A 22247-nucleotide genomic window follows, 5' to 3' on the forward strand; every position below is an offset into this window, starting at 1 on the left:
ATCACAGCACAAGCAGCGCAGGGCAGCGCCCCTGCTTGTGGCTAGAGCACCCGTGCCAGCGCCGCCTGCAAATGCTCTGACGGCAAGCGTTTGAAGCCCGAGCGGGCGAAGCGCTGCAAGCGCCCTTGCATGAAAGCCACCAGCAAAGAGGCGGTGACTTGTGCGTCGGCCGTGGGGGTGGCCGATTCGATGCCTTTGAGCGACTGACGCAACTGCGCCTCGATCTTGTCAAACAGCAAATTGATGCGCTCTTGCAAGCGTTCGTGCTCCAACACCAGCGCATCGCCAATCATCACCCGGCTCATGCCCGGGTTTTTCTCGGCAAATTGCAGCAACAGGGCCACGATGCGACCAGCCTGCTGAGTCCCTGCAGGCTCACGGTCGGTCACTTGTCGGATGAGGCCAATGACGGACTGGTCCACAAAATCAATCAGTCCTTCGAACATCTGCGCTTTGCTGGCAAAGTGCCGGTACAAAGCCGCTTCGCTCACACCAATTTTGGCGGCCAGGCCAGCGGTGGTCACCCGCTCTGTGCCTGGTTGCTCCAGCATGGCGGCCAGGGTTTGCAAAATTTGCAATCGCCGCTCGCCCGGGCGTGGTCGTTTGCGCACGGGTGATGCTTCCTCGTCAGAGTAGCGCTCACTTGGTTTTTCTTGGTCTGTCATCTCTCCCCCTTTTTTAATTCAACTCACCCCACGACCATCCCCCAAACGCTCAACGGCTGCGAATCATGGTGCCAAAGGCTTGCTCAGACAGCACTTCCAACAGCATGGCATGGGGCACGCGACCATCGATGATGTGCACCGCATTCACCCCACTTTTGGCCGCATCCAGTGCGCCCGCAATTTTGGGAATCATGCCGCCGCTGATGGTGCCGTCGGCGCACAGCTCGTCAATGCGGTTGGGCGTCAGCTCGGTCAGCAGCTGGCCTTGTTTGTCAAGCACACCCCGGATATTGGTGAGCATGAGCAGCTTTTCAGCTTGCAAGACCGTGGCCAGCTTGGCAGCCACCACATCGGCGTTGATGTTGTAGCTTTCGTTGTTGGCACCAAAACCGATGGGGCTGACCACCGGGATGAAGGCGTCGTCTTGCAGGCAAGTCAGGATTGAGGGGTCAATGCTTTCGATCTCGCCGACCTGGCCCACGTCGTGTTCTTTGCTCGGGTCTTGGCTGTCCAGCAGACGCAGTTTTTTGGCCCGAATCAAGCCGCCATCACGCCCCGTCAGGCCCACGGCTTTGCCACCTGCGCGGTTGATCATGCCCACAATGTCTTGCTGAACTTCGCCGCCCAGCACCCACTCGACCACTTCCATGGTCTCGGCATCGGTCACACGCATGCCTTGGATGAATTCGCCGGTTTTGCCCAAACGCTTCAAGGCCGTTTCAATTTGCGGGCCACCACCGTGCACCACCACCGGGTTCATGCCCACCAACTTGAGCAGCACCACGTCTTCGGCAAAAGCTTGCTGCAGGGCGGGGTCGGTCATGGCGTTACCGCCGTATTTGATGACCAAGGTCTTGCCATGGAACTTGCGGATATAGGGCATGGCCTGCGCCAGGATCTGGGCTTGGTCGTGGGGAGCAACGGTGTTGGCGGCAGTCGATTCGGTCATGGTAAGCCTTGAGGGTTGATCAAATGGGCGAAATTTGGGGGAATTGTGCCCCAAGCCTGTCGCGCGTCAGAGGATCTCGGTCAGCAGCCGATCGACCCCTTGCTGCCAAGGCGGCAACACCAAACCAAAGGTCTGCTGCAGCTTGCGCGTGCTGAGCCTCGAATTGAGTGGGCGCTGAGCAGGTGTCACAAACGCTGAAGTGGGCACCGCCACGACCTCCTTGACCTTCAAATCCAGTTCAGGCTTCATGCGACGGGCTTGGGCCACCACATGACTGGCGTAGCCGTGCCATGTGGTTTCACCGCTGGCCACCAGATGGTAAATGCCGGCCAGGGAATCATGGGGTGCCGCCAAGACCTGCCGAATGGCATGGGCCGTGACATCGGCGATCAAATCGGCGCCTGTGGGTGCGCCATGCTGGTCATCGATGACCGTCAGGCGCTCGCGCTCACTGGCCAAACGCAGCATGGTGCGGGCAAAATTGCCCCCGCGTGCGCCGTACACCCAACTGGTGCGAAAAATCAGGTGCTTGGCGCAGCGCTGCGCAATGGCCTGCTCGCCTTCCAGTTTGGTTTGTCCATAGACGCTGAGCGGGCCCGTGGCATCGTCTTCTTGCCAAGCCTGGCCACCTTGCCCATTGAACACATAGTCGGTCGAATAATGCACCAGCCAAGCGCCCGTATCGGCGGCCGCCTGCGCCAGCGCGGCCGGTGCCGTGGCATTGAGGCAACGTGCCAAAGGGGTTTCGGACTCGGCTTTGTCTACCGCCGTGTGCGCGGCCGCGTTCACGATCACATCGGGTCGGTAAGCCAACACGGTTTGCGCCAAACGCTCGGGTTGACTGAGGTCACCACAAAAATCACGGCTGTGCCTGTCCAGCGCCAACACCTCGCCCAGCGGGGCCAAGCTGCGTTGCAACTCCCAACCCACTTGGCCGTTTTTGCCCAAAAGCAGAACTCTCATGAGGCGCTGTACTGTTTTTGCACCCACTCGCGGTAGGCCCCACTTTGCACATTGCTCACCCATTCAGGGTGGGCAAGGTACCACTGCACTGTTTTGCGAATGCCGGTTTCAAAGGTCTCGGCAGGCTTCCAGCCCAATTCGGCTTCAAGTTTGCGGGCGTCAATCGCGTATCGGCGGTCGTGACCTGGCCGATCGGTCACATAACTGATCTGGCTGGCATAGCTGCTGCCATCGGCTTTGGGGCGCATCTCGTCGAGCAGCTGGCAAATGGTTTTCACAATGTCGATGTTGGGTTTTTCGTTCCACCCCCCCACGTTGTAGGTTTCGCCCAAACGACCCGCCTCCAAAACCCGGCGAATGGCGCTGCAATGGTCTTTGACATACAGCCAATCGCGAATTTGCATGCCGTCACCATAGACAGGCAAGGGTTTGCCAGCCAAGGCGTTCACGATCATCAAGGGGATGAGTTTTTCAGGAAAATGGTAAGGCCCATAGTTGTTGCTGCAGTTGGTGGTCACCACCGGCAAGCCATAGGTGTGGTGCCAGGCCCGCACCAAATGGTCAGATGCCGCTTTGCTCGCGCTGTAGGGGCTGTTGGGTTCGTAGCGATGGTTTTCGGTAAAGGCCGGGTCCGCGTGCCCCAAAGACCCATAGACCTCATCGGTCGAGACATGCAAAAAGCGAAAAGCCTGCTGATCGGCTTGTGGCAACGCACTCCAATAACCCCGCACCGATTCGAGCAAATTGAAGGTGCCCACGATGTTGGTATGGATGAAATCACCGGGCCCATGAATGGAGCGGTCCACATGGCTTTCAGCGGCAAAGTTGACCACCGCCCGTGGCCGATGCTCGGCCAACAACTGCCGCACCAAATCGACGTCACCAATATCACCTTGCACCAACTGGTGTCGGGCATCGCCTTGCAAACTGGCCAATGTTTCAGGGTTGCCTGCGTAAGTGAGTTTGTCGAGGTTGACAACAGGCTCTTGGCTCTGGGCGAGCCAGTCCAGCACAAAATTGGCACCGATGAATCCGGCACCGCCGGTAACAAGTAAGGTCATGGTCGTATCGAGATGTGAGTCATTGCAATGGCCGCACACCCCAAAGAACGGAAGTCATGCGCTACAAAGCCTTGATTTTAGAACCATTGAACGCAGACACAGGTCATCAGGCTCTGAACATTCATGCGTACTTTTTGTGTGCAGGTTAAAGTGTTTGCTTCTGCAGGAAATACGCCATGGTCAAATCGTTCGATACCTCCAAAAATCCGGCCTCTTCACCCCTCACCGACACCCCAACCCCACCTGCCCAGCACATCTGGCTGGCAGGCCTGGGGGCCATGGCCAAAGCCCAAGAACAAGGCACCAAAGCGATTGAGGCCCTGGTCAACGATGGGCTGGCCTTTCAGCGCAAGAGCCAAGCCGAGGCACAACAACGTCTGCACGAAGCCACCGAGCGGCTGACCCACATGGCCAGTGATTTGGGGCAGCAAAGCGTTGTGCGCGTCGACCGTCTGGAACACTTGTTTGAAGAACGCGTGGCCAAAGCGCTGCACCGACTGGGCATGCCCTCCATGGGCGACATGCAGCTGCTGCAGGCCCGTGTAGACCAATTGCAAGAACAGCTGAACCAAATTTTGCAGGCCAACGGCACCGATGCGCCCAAAAGCAAAGCTGCACCGGCGAAAAAACAAGCCGCCAAGTCAGGCTTGACTGCGAGTGCCAAAACCAAACCGCAGCGGGCCCCTGTCAAATCTTCGCGCCGCGCTGCGGACTAACCCCCATCAGGGCGCGTCATGGCCAAAAAAGCCCCCCGTCGCACGGCCTTGCGCATCGCGGAGGTCACACTGGACTTGTTCAACCGCTATGGTGAGCCCAATGTCTCCACCACGGTGATTTCCGCCGAATTGAACATCAGCCCTGGCAACCTTTATTACCATTTCCCCTCCAAGGATGCTTTGGTCAACCATTTGTTTGACCAATACGAAACGGCGATGCTGGAACTGCTGGAAGCCGCTCCCGATGTTCAAGACACCAAAGGGGCTTGGTTCTTTTTGCATTCTTTGTTTGAACAAATCTGGGCTTTCCGGTTTTTGTACCGCGACTTGAACAACCTCTTGTCAGGTAACCGGCATCTTGAAACGCACTTTCACCAAGTGCTCGAACGCAAAACCCATGCTTTGCGCTTGATGCTTGAATCAATGGCTGCGGCAGGCCTGATGCACATCGACCCCGACAGCATTGAAACCTTGTCGGCCAGCATGTCGGTCATGGTCACTTATTGGCTCAGCTTTGAATATGTTCGCAACCCCAGACAAGCCATGGAGCCGGCCAGTGCAGACCTGGCTTTGACACGGGGTGCACGCCATGTTTTGGCCTTGTTGACCCCCTACATGGCCAGTGCAGAACTGCGCTCACACTTGCAAAGCCTGACGGCCGCCTACAGCCTTCCTGCGACCTGAGGCCCAAGAAAGCGCCTCACGTCAGCCAAAACGCTGAGCGGCAATGGTCAGCAAACCATCAAAAATCAGGTTATCCACCAACTCAAACTGGACCGACATGCTGGGGGCCATTTTCCAGCCTGCACCGCCGGTCATCACGCACATGGGCTCTTGCCCGGTGTATTCACGCAGGTGCTGCACCATGCGTTCACAAGCTCCGGCGATGGCATAGGTGCCACCACTGGTCAGGGCATCGCTGGTGTTGGTCGGAAAAGGGCGAACTTCCCCGGTCGGCACATGCAAACCGGCCGTTCCCGATTCCAGCGCCCGCAGCATGATGCCGTGACCCGGCAAAATCAGACCGCCCAAAAAGCGTCCTTCCTCGTCAATGGCTTCGACCGTCACAGCGGTGCCAACCATGACGACCACCAAGGGGCGCTGGGGTCCCTTTTCCCACATGCGCTGACGGGCGCCAATCATGGCGACCCAACGGTCAGCCCCCAGGCGTGAGGGGTGGTCATAACCATTGGTCAAACCCGCTTCATGCAAGCCCGGTACCACCCAGTGGGGCGTGAAATCCCACAAATCCATCTGCTCTTGAACACGGCGCTTGATCGCATCACCCGCGACAACACAGCCCAACATCTGGTCTGGTTCAGGCAGTTGAGCCCATGGCCCCTCTGACAATCGGTCGATGTTTTCCAGAAATTCGGCACCATGGGCCAGCAAACTGGCTTGCGGATGGGGTCGGTCATACAACGCCCATTTCAGGCGGGTGTTGCCAACATCAAGGGCTAAAAAGGTCATGCACCGATGATAATGAATTTCATCCGGTGCCCGCAGAAAGCTTCAGTGCCCTTGTCCTGCGTTTTGTGCTTTGCGAATCGCGTCCTGTGCGTCGCGGTCCGATTTGGACGGGGCCTCGGACGACGTGTCCACCTGCAACAACAATCCCAGCAGCTTGGCACCGTGCTCGACTGCAATCGATGCGTATTTGATGTCGCCTTGAACCAAGGCGCTCGACATCAACTCCACCCGTTCATACGCATGGATGTTGCCAGCGACTTTGCCCGCCACAATGATCCGACTGGCCATCACATCGCCCAAAATTTCCCCCATGGGCCCGATCACCACCGAGATGGCAGAGTCTTTGGGGGCTTCGATGTTGCCCACCACCTTGCCATCGATGCGAACACTTTCTTGCAAACGCAAACATCCGTGTATTTCGGCGTGACGCCCAATCAGGGTGTCAAACTTTTCCTGACTCATGACTAAAGGCGTGTTGTTCGTCTTTTTTTTTCCAAACATATTGTCTCCTTGCGTTTCAAAATTTCATTGAACTGAATGGCGCGACCAAGCGGCCAAGGCCTTGGCGGGATGCATGGGCTGACCACGCAACAAGACTTCGTAATGCAAATGCGGCCCAGTGGACCGACCGGTATTGCCCAAGGTTCCCAATGTCTCTTCACGACGAATGAATTGACCCGGTTTGACAAAGATGGTTTTCAAATGCGCATAGCGCGTGACAAAGCCATCTTGATGACTCACCTCCACCATGTTGCCGTAGGCCCCCGAGTACTCTGCCCGCAAGACTTGCCCCGGTGCCGTGGCCAACACGGGTGTTCCGACAGGTGCCACAAAATCAATGCCTTCGTGCATGCTGGGCAAGTGGGTCATGGGGTCGGCACGCACCCCAAACGAGCTGGTCAACAAAAACTCACCGGACAAGGGCAACTGGGTCGGGACCAAGTCGAGGCGATCCAAGTCTTTTTGCCAATTCGCCTGCATGTTGCTCAAGATTTTTTCATATTGAACCAACAGCTCTTCGGTGGCATCCAATTGCTGGCTCAGCAAGGTTTTAGACCCCCAAACGGGCAACAAATTCAATGGCCCCCCTCTTCCCCAAGAGTTGTTGCTCTTGGGTGCACCGGAGACTGGCAAGAGTTTTTCAACCCCCAATCGACCCAGCACATCGTTTTTGATGCGTTCCATTTCACCGAGTTGCCGGGTGACCAAGCCCAACTGCTGATTCAAAATGTCCAATTTGGTTCGATAGAGCGCTTCTGTTTTCATTTGCTCGGTTTGACTGGTCACACCGCCCATGCGGTGGGCCAACTCAGGGGCGTACTCAATGGCGACCCTGAGACCGACAAAGTTAAAAACAAATCCAAGAATCAACAAAAAACTGGACACAGCAAACAGGGCCATCAACACTTTGCGTGCCGTGATGGAGACAGTCACCACTTGGGCCGCAGGGCCAGCCACCCAAATCAATTGCATAAGAACTCCAAGGTCTGCACTGCAGACAAAAGCTCTTCAAATTAGATCATAAAATATTCAAAATGTAATCATTACTGAATAATATTTAGACTTTGAATTTACCGATAAACGAATATTGAGCGTTAAAAAAACAGTTCAAACAATTCAGCGCCAAGTCAGCAAGACCCCTGAGACCTTGCTGCCTGGATTCCCTCTAACTGGCACAGCGACTGGCTTGTGACCCGCTCAAATCACAGGTCGGGCAACGGGCATCACCGACTCGTAAGCGCGGGCTGCACGCAGCACCAAGGCGTCGCCAAACATCGGACCCACAATCTGCAAGCCCATGGGCAGGCCGCTGCGGGTCAGGCCGCAGGGGACGGTGATGGCGGGCTGCTGGGTGAGGTTGAAGGGGTAGCTGAAGGGCGTCCAGCCGAGCATGGACACAGGATTCATGGCCACCGTGCCGGCCGCACGCGCCTCGAACGCCGGGATCGACACAGCGGGGGTGACCAGCAGGTCATAACGCTGCATGAACTGACGCATGTGTGAGCCCAGCACGCCACGGCGTTGGTTGAGTTGCTGGATTTGCAAGGCGCTCAATTGCGCCCCGAACTCGGCCTCGGCTTGGAAGTCGGGGTCGGCCACGGCCTGCTGCTCGGCACTCAAGCCCTTCCACACGGTGTAAGCCCCCAAAAACCACAGGCCCGTGGTGATCTCGAGCGGGTCTTCAAATCCGGGATCGATCTGCTCCACATGAGCGCCCAGCGCTTGCAGTTGCTGCACAGCGGCATCGACCGCCGCAGCGATCTCAGGGTGCACGTTCTTCGCATAACCCAAAGTGGGTGAATAGGCGATGCGCAGGCCTCGGATGCCGTCTTCCAGGCCCACGGTGTAGTCGCTGGCATCTGGGGGCAGCGATGTCCAGTCGCGGGCATCGGGCTGCTTGAGCACGTTGGTCATCAAGGCGGCGTCGCGCACGCTCATGGTGTGCGGGCCCAAGTGGGCCACCGAGCCAAAGGGTGACAAAGGGTAGGCCGGCACGCGGCCAAAGCTGGGTTTCAAGCCCACGTTGCCGCAAAAAGCCGCCGGAATGCGCACGCTGCCCGCACCGTCAGTGCCCACACCAATGGGCCCCAGGCCTGCGGCCACAGCGGCAGCTGTGCCGCCTGAAGAGCCGCCAGGGGTGTGGTTCAGGTTCCAGGGGTTGCGGGTGATGCCAGTGGCCGGCGAATTGGTCTCGCCCTTGCAGCCAAACTCGGGCGTGGTGGTTTTGCCCAGCAAGACCGCTCCCGCTTCTCGCAGGCGGGCGGTGGCCGGGGCGTCCACATCCCAGGGCTGGTTCGGGTCAATGGTGCGGCTGCCGCGCAGAGTAGGCCAGCCTTGGGTGAGGATCAGATCTTTGATGGAGGTGGGCACACCGTCCAATGCGCCCACGGGCGTGCCTTGCTGGCGGTGCGCTTGCCAACGGGCTTCGCTGGCACGGGCGCTGGTCAGTGCAGCTTTTTCGTCCACCAAACAGAAGGCGTTGATTTGCGGGTTGACACGCTCGATGCGCGAGAGCACCGCCTGGGTGACTTCCACCGGTGAGGCCTGGCCACTGCGGTACAGCGCCAGCAGTTCGTGGGCGGGGGCTTGGGTCAGGTCTTGGGGTGTCTCGCTCATGGGGTGTGCCTCTTCAAGAAAATTCAAAAGCCTGGCTGTCAAATCGCATCAAGGCCGAGTGCGGGTGTTGGGACTGAGTTTTTTCCAGGGCAAGTCGCCCGGATCGGCAGCCATGGGGCCGGCCGCTTTGGCCACCAGCACGCGGCTGGCGATGGGGGTGAAGTCGGCCCGGAAATGGTTGGAGCTTTTGACCACCAGCAGCTTCATCTGCTCGGGGTGGATGCCCACGGCGCGAAACAGTTCGCGGTCGAGCATCTGCATCTTGCCGCTGGCCACGGCGATCAGCACGCCGTCGATTTCGAGGCATGCACAAGGGCCGATGTGGGCTTTCATGCCGGTCATCATCGGGCCTTTGAGCTCGCAATAATCCGGCCCCAAAGCCCGCACCGTGAAGCGCCCCTGCAAGGGCGGGTCACTCGCCTCGCCCGTGAAAGTGGGCACCGCTTTGCCCAAAGCCAGCTGCAAGCTGGCCCCCACCCCAGCAGCATGGGCCATGCGGGCGGCTTCGGGGTCGTACAACAAGCCCAGCGCCACCTGGCCAGGCCAGCGCTGGCCTGCACCTTGTTGCAACAAGGCATGCAGCATGCCGGTGGTGTTGCTGTCACCGCCTGCGCCCGGGTTGTCTTGTGTGTCGGCCATGACCACGGGGGCGGCCGACACCTCGGCCGTGGCCAGGGCTTGGGTCACCGCCTCGCGGGCAGGCAGCACATCGGGACGCCACTGACCGGGTTCGGCCACGCGCTCAAACAAGCGCTGCACCGCCATGTCAGCCTGCGGTCCATGGCCCCAAACCACGGGACCGCATTCGTCAAAGTCAGACGCCGGAAAGCCCATGCAAAAACTGAGCATGCAACCGGTTTGAGACTCCAGCGCGATCATCTCGTCGTACAGGTCTTTGGCCGGGGCCATCCAGGTGCTTTGTGCGTTGAGGGGAATCAAGAATGGCAGGCGACGCGCTTGCATGGGGCGCTTGCCGCCTGCTCGCAAATGCTCGCGCAGCAAGATGGCTGCGCGCTCGCCGGTCTCGGCCATGTCGATGTGCGGGTAGGTGCGGTAGGCGACCAGGCCATCGGACAGCTGCAGCATGCGCTCGGTCACATTGGCGTGAAGGTCCAAGCTGGCCACAATGGGCAGCTTGGGGCCAACCACCGCGCGGATCCGGGCGATCAGTTCGCCTTCGCTGTCGTCGGCGTTTTCGGCCACGGCCGCGCCATGCAGATCGAGGTACACCCCGTCCAAGCCCTGAACCAAAGCCGCACGAACGTCTTCGACAATGGCCGCGCAGATGCGCTCAAACGCGTCTTGGGTCACATAAGAAGAGGGCGTGGCCCCGGCCCAGGCCGAGGGCAGCAGTTGCCAGCCTTCGCGCCGCGCCGCGTCAATGAAACCGCCCGCCGGGATGTTCACGCCCGTCATCTGGTCGATCATGGCCTGCCCACGCACATAGGCCGGAAAGGCCTCGCCGCTTTGGAAGGCGGCCCAATCGGCCAGGCTGGGGGCAAAGGTATTGGTCTCGTGCTGGTAACCAGCGATCAGGATACGGGTCATGTGCGCGTTGGGTGTGACAGATCAAGCCGATTCGAGCGGCGGCAAAGCGGCAGGCGCAGCTTGGAGCAGGCGGCGCGTGTAGTCTTGTTGAGGGTTGGCGTAAAGCGCGGCGGTGGGGCCTTCTTCGACAATGAGGCCTTGGTGCATCACGATCACGCGGTCGCACAACTGGGCGGCCACACGCAGGTCGTGGGTGATAAAAAGTAAACCCAGACCCAGACGGCCCTGGATTTCGCGCAGCAAATTCAGAATCTGTGCCTGCACGCTCACATCGAGGGCGCTCACCGCCTCGTCGGCCACCAACACTTGGGGCCGACAAGCCAGCGCTCGCGCAATGGCCAGGCGTTGCCGTTGACCGCCGCTGAATTGACTGGGGTAGCGCTGCAGCGCCTCGACCGGCAAACGCACCTGCGTCATCAGCTCGGCAGCCAAGGCTTCGGCCTCGGCGCGTGACTGGCCAAAGTTCATGGCCCCTTCGACCATGGACTGGCCCACCGTGCGGCGCGGGTTGAGCGAGCGGTTCGGGTCCTGGAAGACCACTTGCACCCGGTTGCGCAAGGGACGCAAGCGTCCCTCGGGCAAAGTGGCCACCTCGTCGTCGCCCCACAAGATGCGGCCCTCGGTCGGATCGATCAGGCGGATCAGGCAACGGGCAAAGGTGGACTTGCCCGAACCGGACTCGCCCACAATGCCCACGGTCTCGCCCGCGTGCACCGCCACATGCGCGTTTTGCAAGGCTGCATTGGCGCGGTTGCGGCCCATCCAGTCGCGGCTGGCGTAGGTTTTGCCCACGCCTTGGCCCGACAGCAATGCCGGGCCACTGAAGGCGGGTTTGGCGGCAGGCGGTGTCATGCCCGGCACGGCTGCGAGCAACTGGCGCGTGTACTCGGCCTTGGGGCGACGCAAGACCTGCTCACAGGGCCCGCCTTCCACGGCTTCGCCTTGGTTCATCACCAGCACATCGTTGGCAATTTCGGCCACCACACCCATGTCGTGGGTGATGAACAGCACCGCGCTGCCTTGCTCGCGCTGCAGGTCGGCAATCAAACGCAAAATTTCCTTTTGCGTGGTCACATCCAGGGCCGTGGTCGGCTCGTCGCAAATGATCAGGGCGGGCTTGAGCACCACGGCCATGGCGATCACGATGCGTTGACGCTGCCCACCGCTGAGCTGGTGCGGGTAGCTGCGCAGCATGCGCTCAGGATCAGGCAGACGCACCCTTTCAAAGATGCGCAAAATTTCGGCGCGACGCTGGTCGCGGGGCCAGTCGGTGTGGGTCGAGAGCAACTCGTCGACCTGGTCGCCGCAGGTCATGACCGGGTTGAGCGCGGTCATGGGCTCTTGGAACACCATGCCCATGCTGCGCCCACGCAAGGCCCGCAAACGCGTGGCCGAGGCACCGAGCAAGGACTCGCCTTGCAACAAAATTTCACCCTCGCTGGGGCGCAGCTCTTTGGCCAGCAAGCCCATCACGGTGGTGGCCATGACCGACTTGCCCGAGCCCGACTCGCCCACCACACACAAGGTCTGGCCAGGCAGGATGCTGAGCGACACCTGGTGCACCGCGTGCGCCCGGTCACCACCCGCAGGCAGGGCCACCGAGAGTTGGCGGATGGTCAGGACAGGTTGAGCAGATACAGCGCTCATCACGCTCCCCTTTTCGCAAACTTGGGATCGAGCACGTCGCGCAAACCATCTCCCAACAAATTCACAGCCAGCACCGTGGGCACCAAAAACAAAGCGGGGTAGAGCACGTTGCCGGGGTACTGGCTGAACTGCACACGCCCCTCGGCCATGATGTTGCCCCATGTGGGGATGTCAGGCGGCAGACCCAGGCCCAGAAAACTCAAAATCGCTTCGGTCAGCACCGCAGATGCGGCCACAAAGGTGCCCTGCACAATCAGCGGCGCCAAGGCATTGGGCAAGATGTGCCGCCACAAAATGACCGGCGTGGGCGTGGCCAGCGCACGGGCTGCTTCCACAAAAGGCTCTTCACGCAAACTCAGCACCAAAGAGCGCACCAGGCGCGTCACACGCGGCACCTCGGGGATGGCGATGGCCACCACCACCGTGGCCACCTGCGCCCCCAGTGCGGCCACCAGCGCAATGGCCAGCAAGATGGCGGGAATGGCCATCAGGCCGTCCATGAAGCGCATGAGCACCGCATCGACTTGCCGGAAGTAGCCCGCCATCATGCCCAGAAAGCCGCCCAAAGCCAGCGCCAGCGCAGCGGTGAAACCGCCCACCAGCAAAGACACTTGGGCCCCATACACCACACGGCTGTACAGGTCGCGGCCAAAGCTGTCGGTGCCCAACCAGAAGGTGTGGGCCACCGTGCTGCCGTCGAGCAAGGTGAAGTCGCCCTTGAGCCCTGCGGGTTTGTTGATGAAGTTGGAGTCCATGGCGGACGGGTCGACCGTGCCCAGCCAAGGTGCCAGCAAGGACACCAGCACCATGAACCCGAGCACCACGGCACCAAACCGGATTGAGCCATTGGCCCACAAACGATGAGAGACTGACATCAGTAACGGATCCTCGGATCAAGAAAGAGGTAGCTCAAATCGACCATGAGGTTGATGAACACGTAGGCGCATGAAAACAGCAGGACCAGTCCCTGGATCACCGGGAAGTCGCGGTTGAGCACCGCATCCACCGTGAGCATGCCCAGGCCCGGAATGGCGTACACCGTCTCGGTCACCACCACCCCGCCAATGAGCAAAGCCACGCCAATGCCGATCACGGTGACGATGGGCACCGCTGCATTGCTCAGGGCGTGACGCAGCAACACCACGCTTTCGGTCAACCCTTTGGCCCGAGCCGTGCGGATGTAGTCTTCGGTCAGGGCTTCGGAGACGCTGGCTCGGGTCACCCGTGCAATCAGCGCCACATAAATCATGGCCAGCGTCATCCAGGGCAAGATCAGTTGCCGCATCCAGTCCCACACCCCGACACTGCGCGGCCCGAACAAGGCCTTGTAACCTTGCACCGGCAACCAGTCCAGACGAATGGCAAACAGGTAAATCAGCAAGTAGCCGACCACAAACACCGGCACCGAAAACCCGGCCACGGAAAAACCGGACAGGATTTTGTCGAGCCAGCCGCCCATGCGCCAAGCAGCGATGGTTCCCAAGGGAATGGCCACCGCGATGGCCAGCACCAAAGTGCCAGCCGCCAGCGACAAGGTGGGCTCGATGCGCTGCGCGATCAGCTCGGTGACGGGCTTGCTCAGGTAATACGAATACCCCAGATCGCCCTGGAACACCCGCCCGATCCAGATGAAGTACTGGGACAGGATCGAGCGATCCAGACCCAGTTGTTCACGGATGCGGTTGATGTCTTCGTTGGTGGCGCTGTTGCCAGCAATGACCGCCGCCGGGTCACCGGGGGCCAACCTCAAGATGAGGAAGACCACCAACGACACGACGAGCAGGACCGGCAGCACCGCCAGCAAGCGGCGCAGGACGAATTGAAACATCGCTCAGAACCTGATCAGTTTTTCTTGATGTTCCACATGACCGGGATACCGGGCGTTTGCAAAATGCCGCTCACATTGCTGCGGATCACCGTGGGCGAACGGTACTGCCCCAAAGGTGCATGGGTGGCCGTTTCGAAGGCAACGGCCTGGATCTGGCTGGCGATTTTCTTTTTCTCCTCGGTGGTGCCTGCACGGGCGAAGCTGGCCTTCAAGGTCTCAATGCGCGGCTCGTTCTGCCAGCCGAACCAACCGGTGTCGCCCTTGGCGTTCAGCATGGCCATGGCCAGCGGGTTGGAGATGTCGCCCGCTGTCCAAGCGGTCAGGAAAGCGTTCCAGCCACCCGCTGCAGGTGCGTCTTTCTTGGCACGGCGTGCCAACAAGGACGCCCAGTCCATTTGCTGGAAGTCCACCTTAAAACCTGCGGCTTCGAGTTGCTGCTTGGCCACCAAAGGGATCTTGGCGATCGAGGCCAGATCGGTGGGGCGCATCAAGAGCACAGGGGTGTTGTCGTAACCCGCTTCTTTGAGCATTTCGCGGGCTTTGGCCGGGTTGGCAATGCCTGTGAAGTAACCGGTGTTTTCATCCGCATAGGTGGTGCCGCAAGGGAAAATGCTGCGGCACAGCTTGCCCAACTCGGGCACGCCAATCTGGGTGTTGATGTAGGCCTGCTGGCCCATCGCCACCATGGCGGCCTGACGGATTTTGGGGTTGTCAAAAGGCTTGTGCAGGTGGTTAAAGCGCATGATGAACTGCAAGCCCGCTGGCGAGAAGTCATCGACCTTCAAACCTTCGGTTTTCTTGAGGGTCTCGTACTGCTCGAAGCTGGGCTGCTCGACCATGTCCACTTCACCGGCTTTGATGGCGTTGAACTGGGTTTGTGGATCGCGGATGATGACCCACTCCACACGGTCAAAGTTGACCGGACGGCCACCGGCCATGCCACTGGGGGCTTCTGCGCGGGGCTTGTATTTGGCATTGCGCGTGTACACGGCCAGGGCACCGGGCTTGAACTCGTCGGCCTTGAAGATGAAGGGGCCCGAACCAATGTGCTCCTTGATTTGCTCAGCGCCGGGCGTGGCCGCAATGCGTGCAGGCATGATGAAGGGCACGTTGGACGAGGCCTTGCCCAAGGCGTCGATCACGATGCCGCTGGGCTCCTTGAGGATCATGCGGAAGGTGCTGGCGTCGGGGGTTTCGTAGCGGTCGATGAAGGTGTTCAAAATGCCGCCCATGGCGTCACGGCTGGCCCAGCGCTTGAGCGAGGCCACCACGTCTTCACTGGTGACCGGTTTGCCGTCGTGGAACTCCAGACCACTGCGCAGCTTGAAAGTCCAAGTCTTACGGTCGGGCGAGTTGGTGTAGGTGTCCACCATCTGGGGCTTGATGTTGCCCTGAGCGTCTTCCGAGAACAGGGTGTCGTAAATCATGTAAGCGTGGTTGCGCGTCACATAGGCTGTGGTCCAGATGGGGTCCAACACGGCCAAGTTGGCGTGCGGCACAAAGCGGAACACCTTGTTGTCTTGAGCTTGGGCCACCACGGGGGCCAGCATGCTCAAACCCAACAAGCCGGTGGCGGCAAACAGAACACGTCTCTTCATGGTCAGATCTCCAAATGGAACAGTTGAAATTTCATGATGACAGCTTTCAAAAAGATCGGGCGTCACCTTTGCGCAAATCGGGGTCGGGGTTTTTACCAGTGGTTGCAAGGCCCCTTGCCAAATTCATAATACAAGTTCAACCGAGAGATTTACCACATGGTCAACCCTGATACCTCTGCACTGAATTTGTCCCGCGCCATTCATCTCAAGCAGGTGTCGTGCCAGGAAGTGATGCAGGCCACCCTCGATCGCATTGCACGACTCAATCCGCAGTCCAATGCCATCGTCAGCCTGCAAGAACCCGAACTTTTGATGGCACAAGCACGCGAGCGCGATGCCCAGTTGGCCCGGGGTGAATCCATGGGCTGGATGCACGGCATGCCCCAAGCCATCAAGGATTTGGCCAATGCACAAGGCCTGCGCACCACTTTGGGCAGCCCCCTCATGAAAGACTTTGTGGCCAGCGAGGACGGGCTCATGGTCCAGCGCACCAAAGCGGCCGGTGCCATCGTCATCGGCAAAACCAACACCCCCGAATTTGGCCTGGGCTCTCACACCTTCAACGAAGTCTTTGGCCCGACCCGCAACGCCTGGGACCCGAGCAAATCGGCCGGCGGCAGCAGCGGCGGTGCGGCTGTGGCGCTGGCGCAACGCCTCCTGCCCGTTGCCGATGGCTCGGACTTCATGGGCAGCTTGCGCAACCCGGCGGGCTGGAACCATGTGTTTGGCCTGCGCCCCTCGCAAGGCCGCGTGCCCATGTCCCCCGCGCAAGACGTGTTCATTGCCCAACTGGCCACCGAAGGGCCCATGGCTCGCCATGTGGCCGATCTGGCCATGCTGCTGTCGGTGCAGGCCGGAGCGCACCCCTCCAGCCCCTTGAGTCTGAGCGATGACCCGGCTGTGTTTGCGGGCACGCTGGACATGGACCCCAAGGGCCAGCGCATCGGCTGGCTGGGCAACCTGCAGGGCTACCTGCCCATGGAAGAAGGCGTTTTGGATGTGTGCGAATCGGCGCTGAACAGCTTGTCGGGCATGGGCTGCACCGTGGACGAAGCGCGGCTGGGCATGCCACCTGAGCAAATTTGGCAAGCCTGGCTGGTGTGGCGTCAGGCTTTGGTGGGGCCACGCATTGCACCGTTCCTGATCAACCCGGCCAACCGCGCCCACATCAAACCTGAGGCCCTGTGGGAGCATGACCAATCGCTCAACCTGACCGGTGCCCAATTGATGTCTGCCAGCGCCAGCCGCACACGGTTTTACATGAGCATGCTGGCCTTGTTTGAAAAATTCGACATGCTGGCCATTCCCGTTGCCCAGGTTTGGCCTTTTGATGTGAGCCAGCGCTGGCCACAGAGCGTGGCGGGCCAGAGCATGGACACCTACCACCGCTGGATGGAGGTGGTGATTTACGCCACATTTGCAGGCTTGCCCTCGATCAGCGTGCCCGCAGGCTTTGGCGAGAACGGCCTGCCCATGGGCCTGGCCCTGATTGGCAAACCACAAGGGGATTTGGCGCTGTTGAAACTGGCCCATGCCTATGAAATGGCCAACCAAGAGATGATCAACCGCCGCCCGCCTGGCGTTTGAATCCATGGACCCCGGGTCTTCGCCCGGGGTGACAAATGCTCGTCATCCCGGACTCGATCCTGGATCCATCATTCTTAAGCCACGGTCACTGCTTGAAACCAAGGACAGGCTCAGTTTTGTTGCCAAGGCAGGCCGCGCAAGCGCCAGCCACCCTTGAGGCCCCGGTGGGCCTGCTCGTCGGGATCGCCCTCAAAGCCTTCAAGGATGTTGTAGGCCAACAGGCCCAGCTCGGTGGCACGCTGGGCGGCGGCGATCGAACGCACACCGCTGCGGCACAGCAGCACCAGCTTTTTGCCGCCCGCACCCAAAGCCTGCACGCCTGCGTCAAACCCCGGGTTCATGGCCATGCCGGGCCACTGTTTCCAGGCCACGGCATGGGCCCCTGGCACAAAGCCCACCCAGGCGCGTTCCGCGTCGGTGCGCACATCCACCAGTTCGGCCTCGCCCGACTGCACCCAGGCCCAGGCCAACTGCGGTGAAATGTCGCCTGCGTAGCCAGCGGCAGGTTGAACGTCTTGAGCAATAGAGGTAGATGGTTCGGTCATGATGGGCATGGAGTCTGTGCATGGGCCTCGGGCTGAGTCCCAGATCGGGCTGGAATCATAGCTTTTGGCCAAGCTTCTCCGGTGTCAGTGACAGGACAGGCTGCAGCGGCTAAGATGCGGGTTTTGGTTGACGTTTACGTCAACGTCAAAGCCATTCAGATCGCCCGCCAACGGAGACCCCATGACCGACCTGTCCGCCGAATTCAAAGCCCTGGCCGAATACCGCCCCACGAACAAGGTGCGTTTTGTCACCGCCGCTTCTCTGTTTGATGGCCACGACGCCGCCATCAACATCATGCGCCGCATCTTGCAAAGCATGGGCGCCGAAGTCATCCACCTGGGCCACAACCGCTCGGTCGACGAGGTGGTGACCGCCGCCCTGCAAGAAGACGCCCAAGGCATCGCCATCAGCTCTTACCAAGGCGGGCACAACGAATACTTCAGCTACATGGTCGATTTGCTCAAGGCCCGTGGCGGCGAGCACATCAAGGTGTTTGGCGGTGGCGGCGGCGTGATCGTGCCGGCCGAGATTCGCGCTTTGGCCGACAAAGGCGTGCGGATTTTCAGCCCCGAAGACGGCCAAAAAATGGGCCTGGCCGGGATGATCGGTGAGATGGTCATGCGCTGCGACCAAGACGTGAGCCCCTTGGCCCCCAAAACCGTGGACGCGATTCAGGGTCACGACGAGATGAATTGGCGGGCACTGGCACAGTTGATCACCGCTTTGGAAAACGACAAAGCCGATGCCAGCGTGGTGGCGGCTGTACGCGAGCAAGCTGCACAAAAGAAAGTGCCCGTGTTGGGCATCACCGGCACCGGCGGTGCGGGCAAGTCTTCGCTCACCGACGAGCTGATCCGCCGCTTGCGTCTGGACCAGGACGATGCGCTGCGCGTGGCGGTCATCTCGATCGACCCCTCGCGCCGCAAGAGCGGTGGTGCCCTGCTGGGCGACCGCATCCGCATGAATGCCATCTCGCCTTGGTCACAAGGCCCGCGCGTGTTCATGCGCTCGCTGGCCACGCGTGACTTTGGCAGTGAAATTTCTGCCGCCCTGCCCGACGTGGTGGCGGCCTGCAAGGTGGCCGGCTTTGACGTGATCGTGGTCGAAACCTCGGGCATTGGCCAAGGCGACGCGGCCATCGTGCCGCATGTGGACGTGCCCATGTACGTGATGACGCCCGAATTTGGCGCGGCCAGCCAGCTCGAAAAAATCGACATGCTGGACTTTGCCGAGTTCGTGGCCATCAACAAGTTCGACCGCAAAGGCGCGTCTGACGCCCTGCGCGACGTGGCCAAACAGGTGCAGCGCAACAAAGAAGCCTGGACCGTGCCGACCGAGCAGATGCCGGTGTTTGGCACCATGGCGGCGCGCTTCAACGACGACGGCGTGACGGCCCTGTACCAAGCACTCAAAACGCGCCTGGCAGAACTGGGCATGCAGACCACCGAAGGCCGTTTGCCGGTGGTCAGCGTGCGCTACAGCACCCACCAGAACCCGGTGGTGCCCTCCTCGCGCACCCGCTATTTGGCCGAGATCAGCGACACCGTGCGCGGCTACAAAAAACGCGCCATTGACCAGTCGCGCTTGGCTCGCGAAATCCAGCAACTGCGCGCTGCGGCCCGCATGCTCGAAGTGGGCAAGTCCGGCCGCGCCAAAGCCGCCGAAGCCGCCATTGACCTGGCCGTGAGCCGCGAACAAACGCAAGATCCCACCGCCCGCAAGTTGCTGGCCCAGTGGCCCGACATGCAAAAAGCCTACGCAGGCGATGAATACGTGGTGAAAATCCGCGACAAAGAGATTCGCACGGCGCTCACCACCAAATCCCTGAGTGGCACCACCATCCGTAAGGTCGCACTGCCCAAGTACGAAGACGACGGCGAAGTGCTCAAGTGGTTGATGCTGGACAACGTGCCGGGCAGCTACCCCTACACCGCAGGCACCTTCGCCTTCAAGCGCGAGGGCGAAGACCCCACTCGCATGTTTGCCGGTGAAGGCGACCCCTTCCGCACCAACCGCCGCTTCAAGTTGGTGAGCGAAGGTCTGCCTGCCAAGCGCTTGTCCACCGCGTTCGACTCGGTCACGCTGTACGGCAACGACCCCGACCTGCGCCCCGACATCTACGGCAAGATCGGCAACTCGGGCGTGAACGTGGCCACGCTGGACGATATGAAGGTGCTGTACTCGGGCTTTGACCTGTGCAACCCGACCACCAGCGTGTCGATGACCATCAACGGCCCCGCGCCGTCCATCCTGGCCATGTTCATGAACACGGCCATCGACCAGAACCTCGACAAATTCACAGCCGACAACGGCCGCGAGCCGACCGAGACCGAAGCCGCCAAGATCCGCGAATGGGTGTTGGCCAATGTGCGTGGCACGGTGCAGGCCGACATCTTGAAAGAAGACCAGGGCCAGAACACCTGCATCTTCTCGACCGAGTTTTCACTCAAAGTGATGGGCGACATCGCACAGTATTTTGTGCACCACGACGTGCGCAACTTCTACTCGGTGTCCATCTCGGGTTACCACATCGCCGAAGCCGGGGCCAACCCGATCAGCCAGCTGGCCTTCACGCTGTCCAACGGCTTCACCTTTGTGGAAGCGTACCTGGCGCGTGGCATGCACATCGACGACTTCGCGCCGAACTTGAGCTTCTTCTTCAGCAACGGCATGGACCCGGAATACACCGTGCTCGGCCGCGTAGCACGTCGCATCTGGGCTGTGGCCATGAAAGAAAAATACGGCGCGAACGAGCGCAGCCAAAAGCTCAAGTACCACATCCAGACTTCGGGCCGCTCGCTTCACGCGCAAGAGATCCAGTTCAACGACATCCGCACCACGCTGCAAGCGCTGATCGCGATCTACGACAACTGCAACTCACTCCATACGAACGCGTTTGACGAAGCCATCACCACGCCCACCGAAGACTCGGTGCGCCGCGCCATGGCGATCCAGATGATCATCAACCGCGAGTGGGGCCTGGCCAAGAACGAGAACCCGAGCCAAGGCGCCTTCATCATCGAAGAGTTGACCGAGTTGCTGGAAGAAGCCGTTCTGGCCGAGTTCGAAAAAATCGCCGAGCGCGGCGGCGTGCTGGGCGCGATGGAAACCGGCTACCAACGCGGCAAGATCCAAGACGAATCCATGCACTACGAGATGCTCAAGCACACCGGCGAGCTGCCCATCATCGGCGTCAACACCTTCCGCAACCCCAAGGGCGACGAAGTCATAGAAACGCTGGAGCTGGCCCGCTCGACCGAGGAAGAAAAGCAGAGCCAACTCAAGCGCCTGAACGACTTCCACGCCCTGCACGCGAAGGAATCGCCCGCCATGCTCAAACGCCTGCAACAAGCCGTGATCGACAACGGCAACGTGTTTGAAGTGCTGATGGACGCGGTGCGCGTGTGCTCGCTCGGTCAGATCACCAACGCGCTGTTTGAGGTGGGTGGTCAGTACCGACGCAATATGTGAGATGCTCGGCGGTTTGATCACCGCTTAGGCCCAACGGCTTGTACATCCACGGATGTACAAGCCGTTTCTTTTTTGCTAAGATGTACCTGTACATCCTAACAAAAGGAAAATATGGCCAACACCAAACTCTTCAAAAACGGCAACTCCCAAGCCGTGCGCATTCCAGCCGAACTGGCTTATGGGAGTTGGGACATCGACTTGGACATTGAGCGCATCGGTGACGAATTGCGCATTCGCCCGGCCCGCAAGCGCATGGGCGACGTGCTGGGCAAGCTGGCACGGTTTTCACCAGATTTCATGACTGAGGGTCGGGGCATCAGCACCGAAGGCCAACGCGAGGCCTTATGAAACCCAAATACATGCTGGACACCAACATCTGCATCTACTTGATGAAGCACCAGCCCCCGCAAGTGCAAGCCCGATTTGCCGAATGCTTTGTGGGTGACGTGGTGATGTCAGCCATCACGCTGGCTGAATTGGAATTCGGTGTGGCTTGCTCTGGCGACGCTAAAGCCCACAACCAAGCTTTATTGGACAGCCTGCTCGAAGACATTCCAGCAGCCCCTTTTGAAGGCCACGCTGCACGCATTTATGGGCCGCTGCGTGCCGCCCACAAAGAACGCCAAAAAGACGCGCTGGACAAACTGATCGCTGCGCATGCCCTGTCGCTGGGCACAACCCTTGTTACCAACAACGAGGCCGATTTCCGAGGATTTAACGGCCTTCGCATCGAAAACTGGGTCAACGCCCACTGAACCTCAAAAGTTCACCCGATCCCCGCCCTTGAGCGCCAGCACGGTGCAGATGCGCTGCACTTGCTGTGCGCTCGACTGGACCAGTTGGCTTGGTCCCATCCACAACGAGTCCTCGAAGCCCACAAGCACGTTGGAGCCCATGTTGAGCGAAACCCCCTTGGAGGCGCCTCAGCTTGCCCAAGCCCTCGGCCTCTTGGGGCCACCAAGGCAACACGCGGCGCTCCAGGACAGTTCTGACAGGCATTGGAGGCCGGCCACACCCCCGTCATGAATCTGTCCGAGAATGTCCAGTGAGCCACTCAACTCAACGGACCCTTTCAGGACAC

At 60.1% G+C, this 22247-nt stretch carries 20 protein-coding genes and 1 pseudogene; 6 read left to right on the forward strand and 15 right to left on the reverse strand.

From position 1 onward, the window contains the following. Positions 1-41 precede the first annotated feature (41 nt). The 4 genes from slmA to rfbB all read right to left on the reverse strand — a co-directional run bounded on the left by slmA (position 42) and on the right by rfbB (position 3638). Positions 42-665, reverse strand: coding sequence for a nucleoid occlusion factor SlmA (gene slmA / locus B9Z48_RS19120; RefSeq protein WP_089956025.1), 624 nt, complete (start codon positions 663-665; stop codon positions 42-44). Between the two features lie 49 nt (positions 666-714). Then, a complete protein-coding gene (gene argB, locus B9Z48_RS19125) occupies positions 715-1614 on the reverse strand; it encodes an acetylglutamate kinase (protein WP_108380315.1) in 900 nt (299 codons plus the stop codon). Positions 1615-1680: 66 nt separating this feature from the next. Continuing rightward, entirely contained in the window at positions 1681-2577 is an 897-nt protein-coding gene (gene rfbD, locus B9Z48_RS19130; protein WP_108380316.1) for a dTDP-4-dehydrorhamnose reductase, read from the reverse strand. Continuing rightward, positions 2574-3638 carry a dTDP-glucose 4,6-dehydratase gene (gene rfbB, locus B9Z48_RS19135; RefSeq protein WP_108380317.1) on the reverse strand — a complete coding sequence of 355 codons (1065 nt, stop codon included), beginning with the start codon at positions 3636-3638 and terminating at the stop codon, positions 2574-2576. Before rfbB ends, rfbD begins: the two co-directional genes overlap by 4 nt. Before the next feature lie 176 nt (positions 3639-3814). Between rfbB and B9Z48_RS19140 the strand changes: the two genes are divergently transcribed. Beyond that, the gene (locus B9Z48_RS19140) at positions 3815-4354 is read left to right on the forward strand and encodes a phasin family protein (protein WP_108380318.1); all 540 of its coding nucleotides are present in this window, start codon (positions 3815-3817) and stop codon (positions 4352-4354) included. 18 nt (positions 4355-4372) lie between these two features. Next, positions 4373-5038, forward strand: coding sequence for a TetR/AcrR family transcriptional regulator (locus B9Z48_RS19145; RefSeq protein WP_108380319.1), 666 nt, complete (start codon positions 4373-4375; stop codon positions 5036-5038). A gap of 21 nt (positions 5039-5059) precedes the next feature. On the opposite strand, the gene B9Z48_RS19150 is transcribed toward B9Z48_RS19145, so the two are convergent. From B9Z48_RS19150 to B9Z48_RS19190, 9 genes are all read right to left on the reverse strand, one after another. After that, positions 5060-5824 (reverse strand): type III pantothenate kinase, encoded by a 765-nt coding sequence (locus tag B9Z48_RS19150; RefSeq protein WP_089956047.1) that lies wholly within the window; start codon positions 5822-5824, stop codon positions 5060-5062. 42 nt (positions 5825-5866) lie between these two features. Continuing rightward, the gene (locus tag B9Z48_RS19155) at positions 5867-6286 is read right to left on the reverse strand and encodes a polymer-forming cytoskeletal protein (RefSeq protein ID WP_158273323.1); all 420 of its coding nucleotides are present in this window, start codon (positions 6284-6286) and stop codon (positions 5867-5869) included. 63 nt (positions 6287-6349) lie between these two features. Further along, the gene (locus B9Z48_RS19160; protein WP_108380320.1) at positions 6350-7297 is read right to left on the reverse strand and encodes a M23 family metallopeptidase; all 948 of its coding nucleotides are present in this window, start codon (positions 7295-7297) and stop codon (positions 6350-6352) included. Positions 7298-7522: 225 nt separating this feature from the next. Next, on the reverse strand, positions 7523-8941 hold the full coding sequence (locus tag B9Z48_RS19165; protein WP_089956056.1) for an amidase: 1419 nt from the start codon (positions 8939-8941) through the stop codon (positions 7523-7525). A gap of 48 nt (positions 8942-8989) precedes the next feature. Then, positions 8990-10489 carry a M81 family metallopeptidase gene (locus B9Z48_RS19170; protein WP_089956061.1) on the reverse strand — a complete coding sequence of 500 codons (1500 nt, stop codon included), beginning with the start codon at positions 10487-10489 and terminating at the stop codon, positions 8990-8992. A gap of 21 nt (positions 10490-10510) precedes the next feature. Further along, positions 10511-12136, reverse strand: a complete 1626-nt coding sequence (locus B9Z48_RS19175; protein ID WP_089956064.1) for an ABC transporter ATP-binding protein — start codon at positions 12134-12136, stop codon at positions 10511-10513. Next, complete coding sequence (locus tag B9Z48_RS19180; RefSeq protein ID WP_089956068.1) at positions 12136-13011, reverse strand: ABC transporter permease; 876 nt, start codon at positions 13009-13011, stop codon at positions 12136-12138. Before B9Z48_RS19180 ends, B9Z48_RS19175 begins: the two co-directional genes overlap by 1 nt. Then, on the reverse strand, positions 13011-13964 hold the full coding sequence (locus tag B9Z48_RS19185; protein ID WP_089956072.1) for an ABC transporter permease: 954 nt from the start codon (positions 13962-13964) through the stop codon (positions 13011-13013). The genes B9Z48_RS19180 and B9Z48_RS19185 overlap by 1 nt, the downstream gene beginning before the upstream one ends. Before the next feature lie 14 nt (positions 13965-13978). Continuing rightward, complete coding sequence (locus tag B9Z48_RS19190) at positions 13979-15562, reverse strand: ABC transporter substrate-binding protein (protein ID WP_089956076.1); 1584 nt, start codon at positions 15560-15562, stop codon at positions 13979-13981. A gap of 156 nt (positions 15563-15718) precedes the next feature. Between B9Z48_RS19190 and B9Z48_RS19195 the strand changes: the two genes are divergently transcribed. Then, positions 15719-17149, forward strand: coding sequence for an amidase (locus B9Z48_RS19195; protein ID WP_089956079.1), 1431 nt, complete (start codon positions 15719-15721; stop codon positions 17147-17149). A 110-nt stretch (positions 17150-17259) separates the two neighbouring features. Here the strand turns inward: B9Z48_RS19195 and B9Z48_RS19200 are convergent, their stop codons facing one another. Then, positions 17260-17694 carry a rhodanese-like domain-containing protein gene (locus B9Z48_RS19200; RefSeq protein ID WP_089956367.1) on the reverse strand — a complete coding sequence of 145 codons (435 nt, stop codon included), beginning with the start codon at positions 17692-17694 and terminating at the stop codon, positions 17260-17262. Between the two features lie 181 nt (positions 17695-17875). On the opposite strand from B9Z48_RS19200, the gene icmF reads away from it, so the two are divergent. From icmF to B9Z48_RS19215, 3 genes are all read left to right on the forward strand, one after another. Beyond that, entirely contained in the window at positions 17876-21166 is a 3291-nt protein-coding gene (icmF, locus tag B9Z48_RS19205; protein ID WP_089956083.1) for a fused isobutyryl-CoA mutase/GTPase IcmF, read from the forward strand. A gap of 111 nt (positions 21167-21277) precedes the next feature. Further along, positions 21278-21514, forward strand: a complete 237-nt coding sequence (gene vapB / locus B9Z48_RS19210; protein ID WP_089956087.1) for a type II toxin-antitoxin system VapB family antitoxin — start codon at positions 21278-21280, stop codon at positions 21512-21514. Further along, complete coding sequence (locus B9Z48_RS19215; RefSeq protein WP_089956092.1) at positions 21511-21921, forward strand: type II toxin-antitoxin system VapC family toxin; 411 nt, start codon at positions 21511-21513, stop codon at positions 21919-21921. The genes vapB and B9Z48_RS19215 overlap by 4 nt, the downstream gene beginning before the upstream one ends. A 39-nt stretch (positions 21922-21960) precedes the next feature. Here B9Z48_RS19215 and B9Z48_RS19220 read toward each other — a convergent pair. Beyond that, positions 21961-22062 (reverse strand): annotated as a pseudogene (locus B9Z48_RS19220) (3-keto-5-aminohexanoate cleavage protein); the annotation flags it as partial. Positions 22063-22247: the final 185 nt, after the last annotated feature.

Origin of the sequence: Limnohabitans sp. WS1 (assembly GCF_003063265.1) — a bacterium.
Lineage (GTDB): Bacteria > Pseudomonadota > Gammaproteobacteria > Burkholderiales > Burkholderiaceae_C > Limnohabitans_A.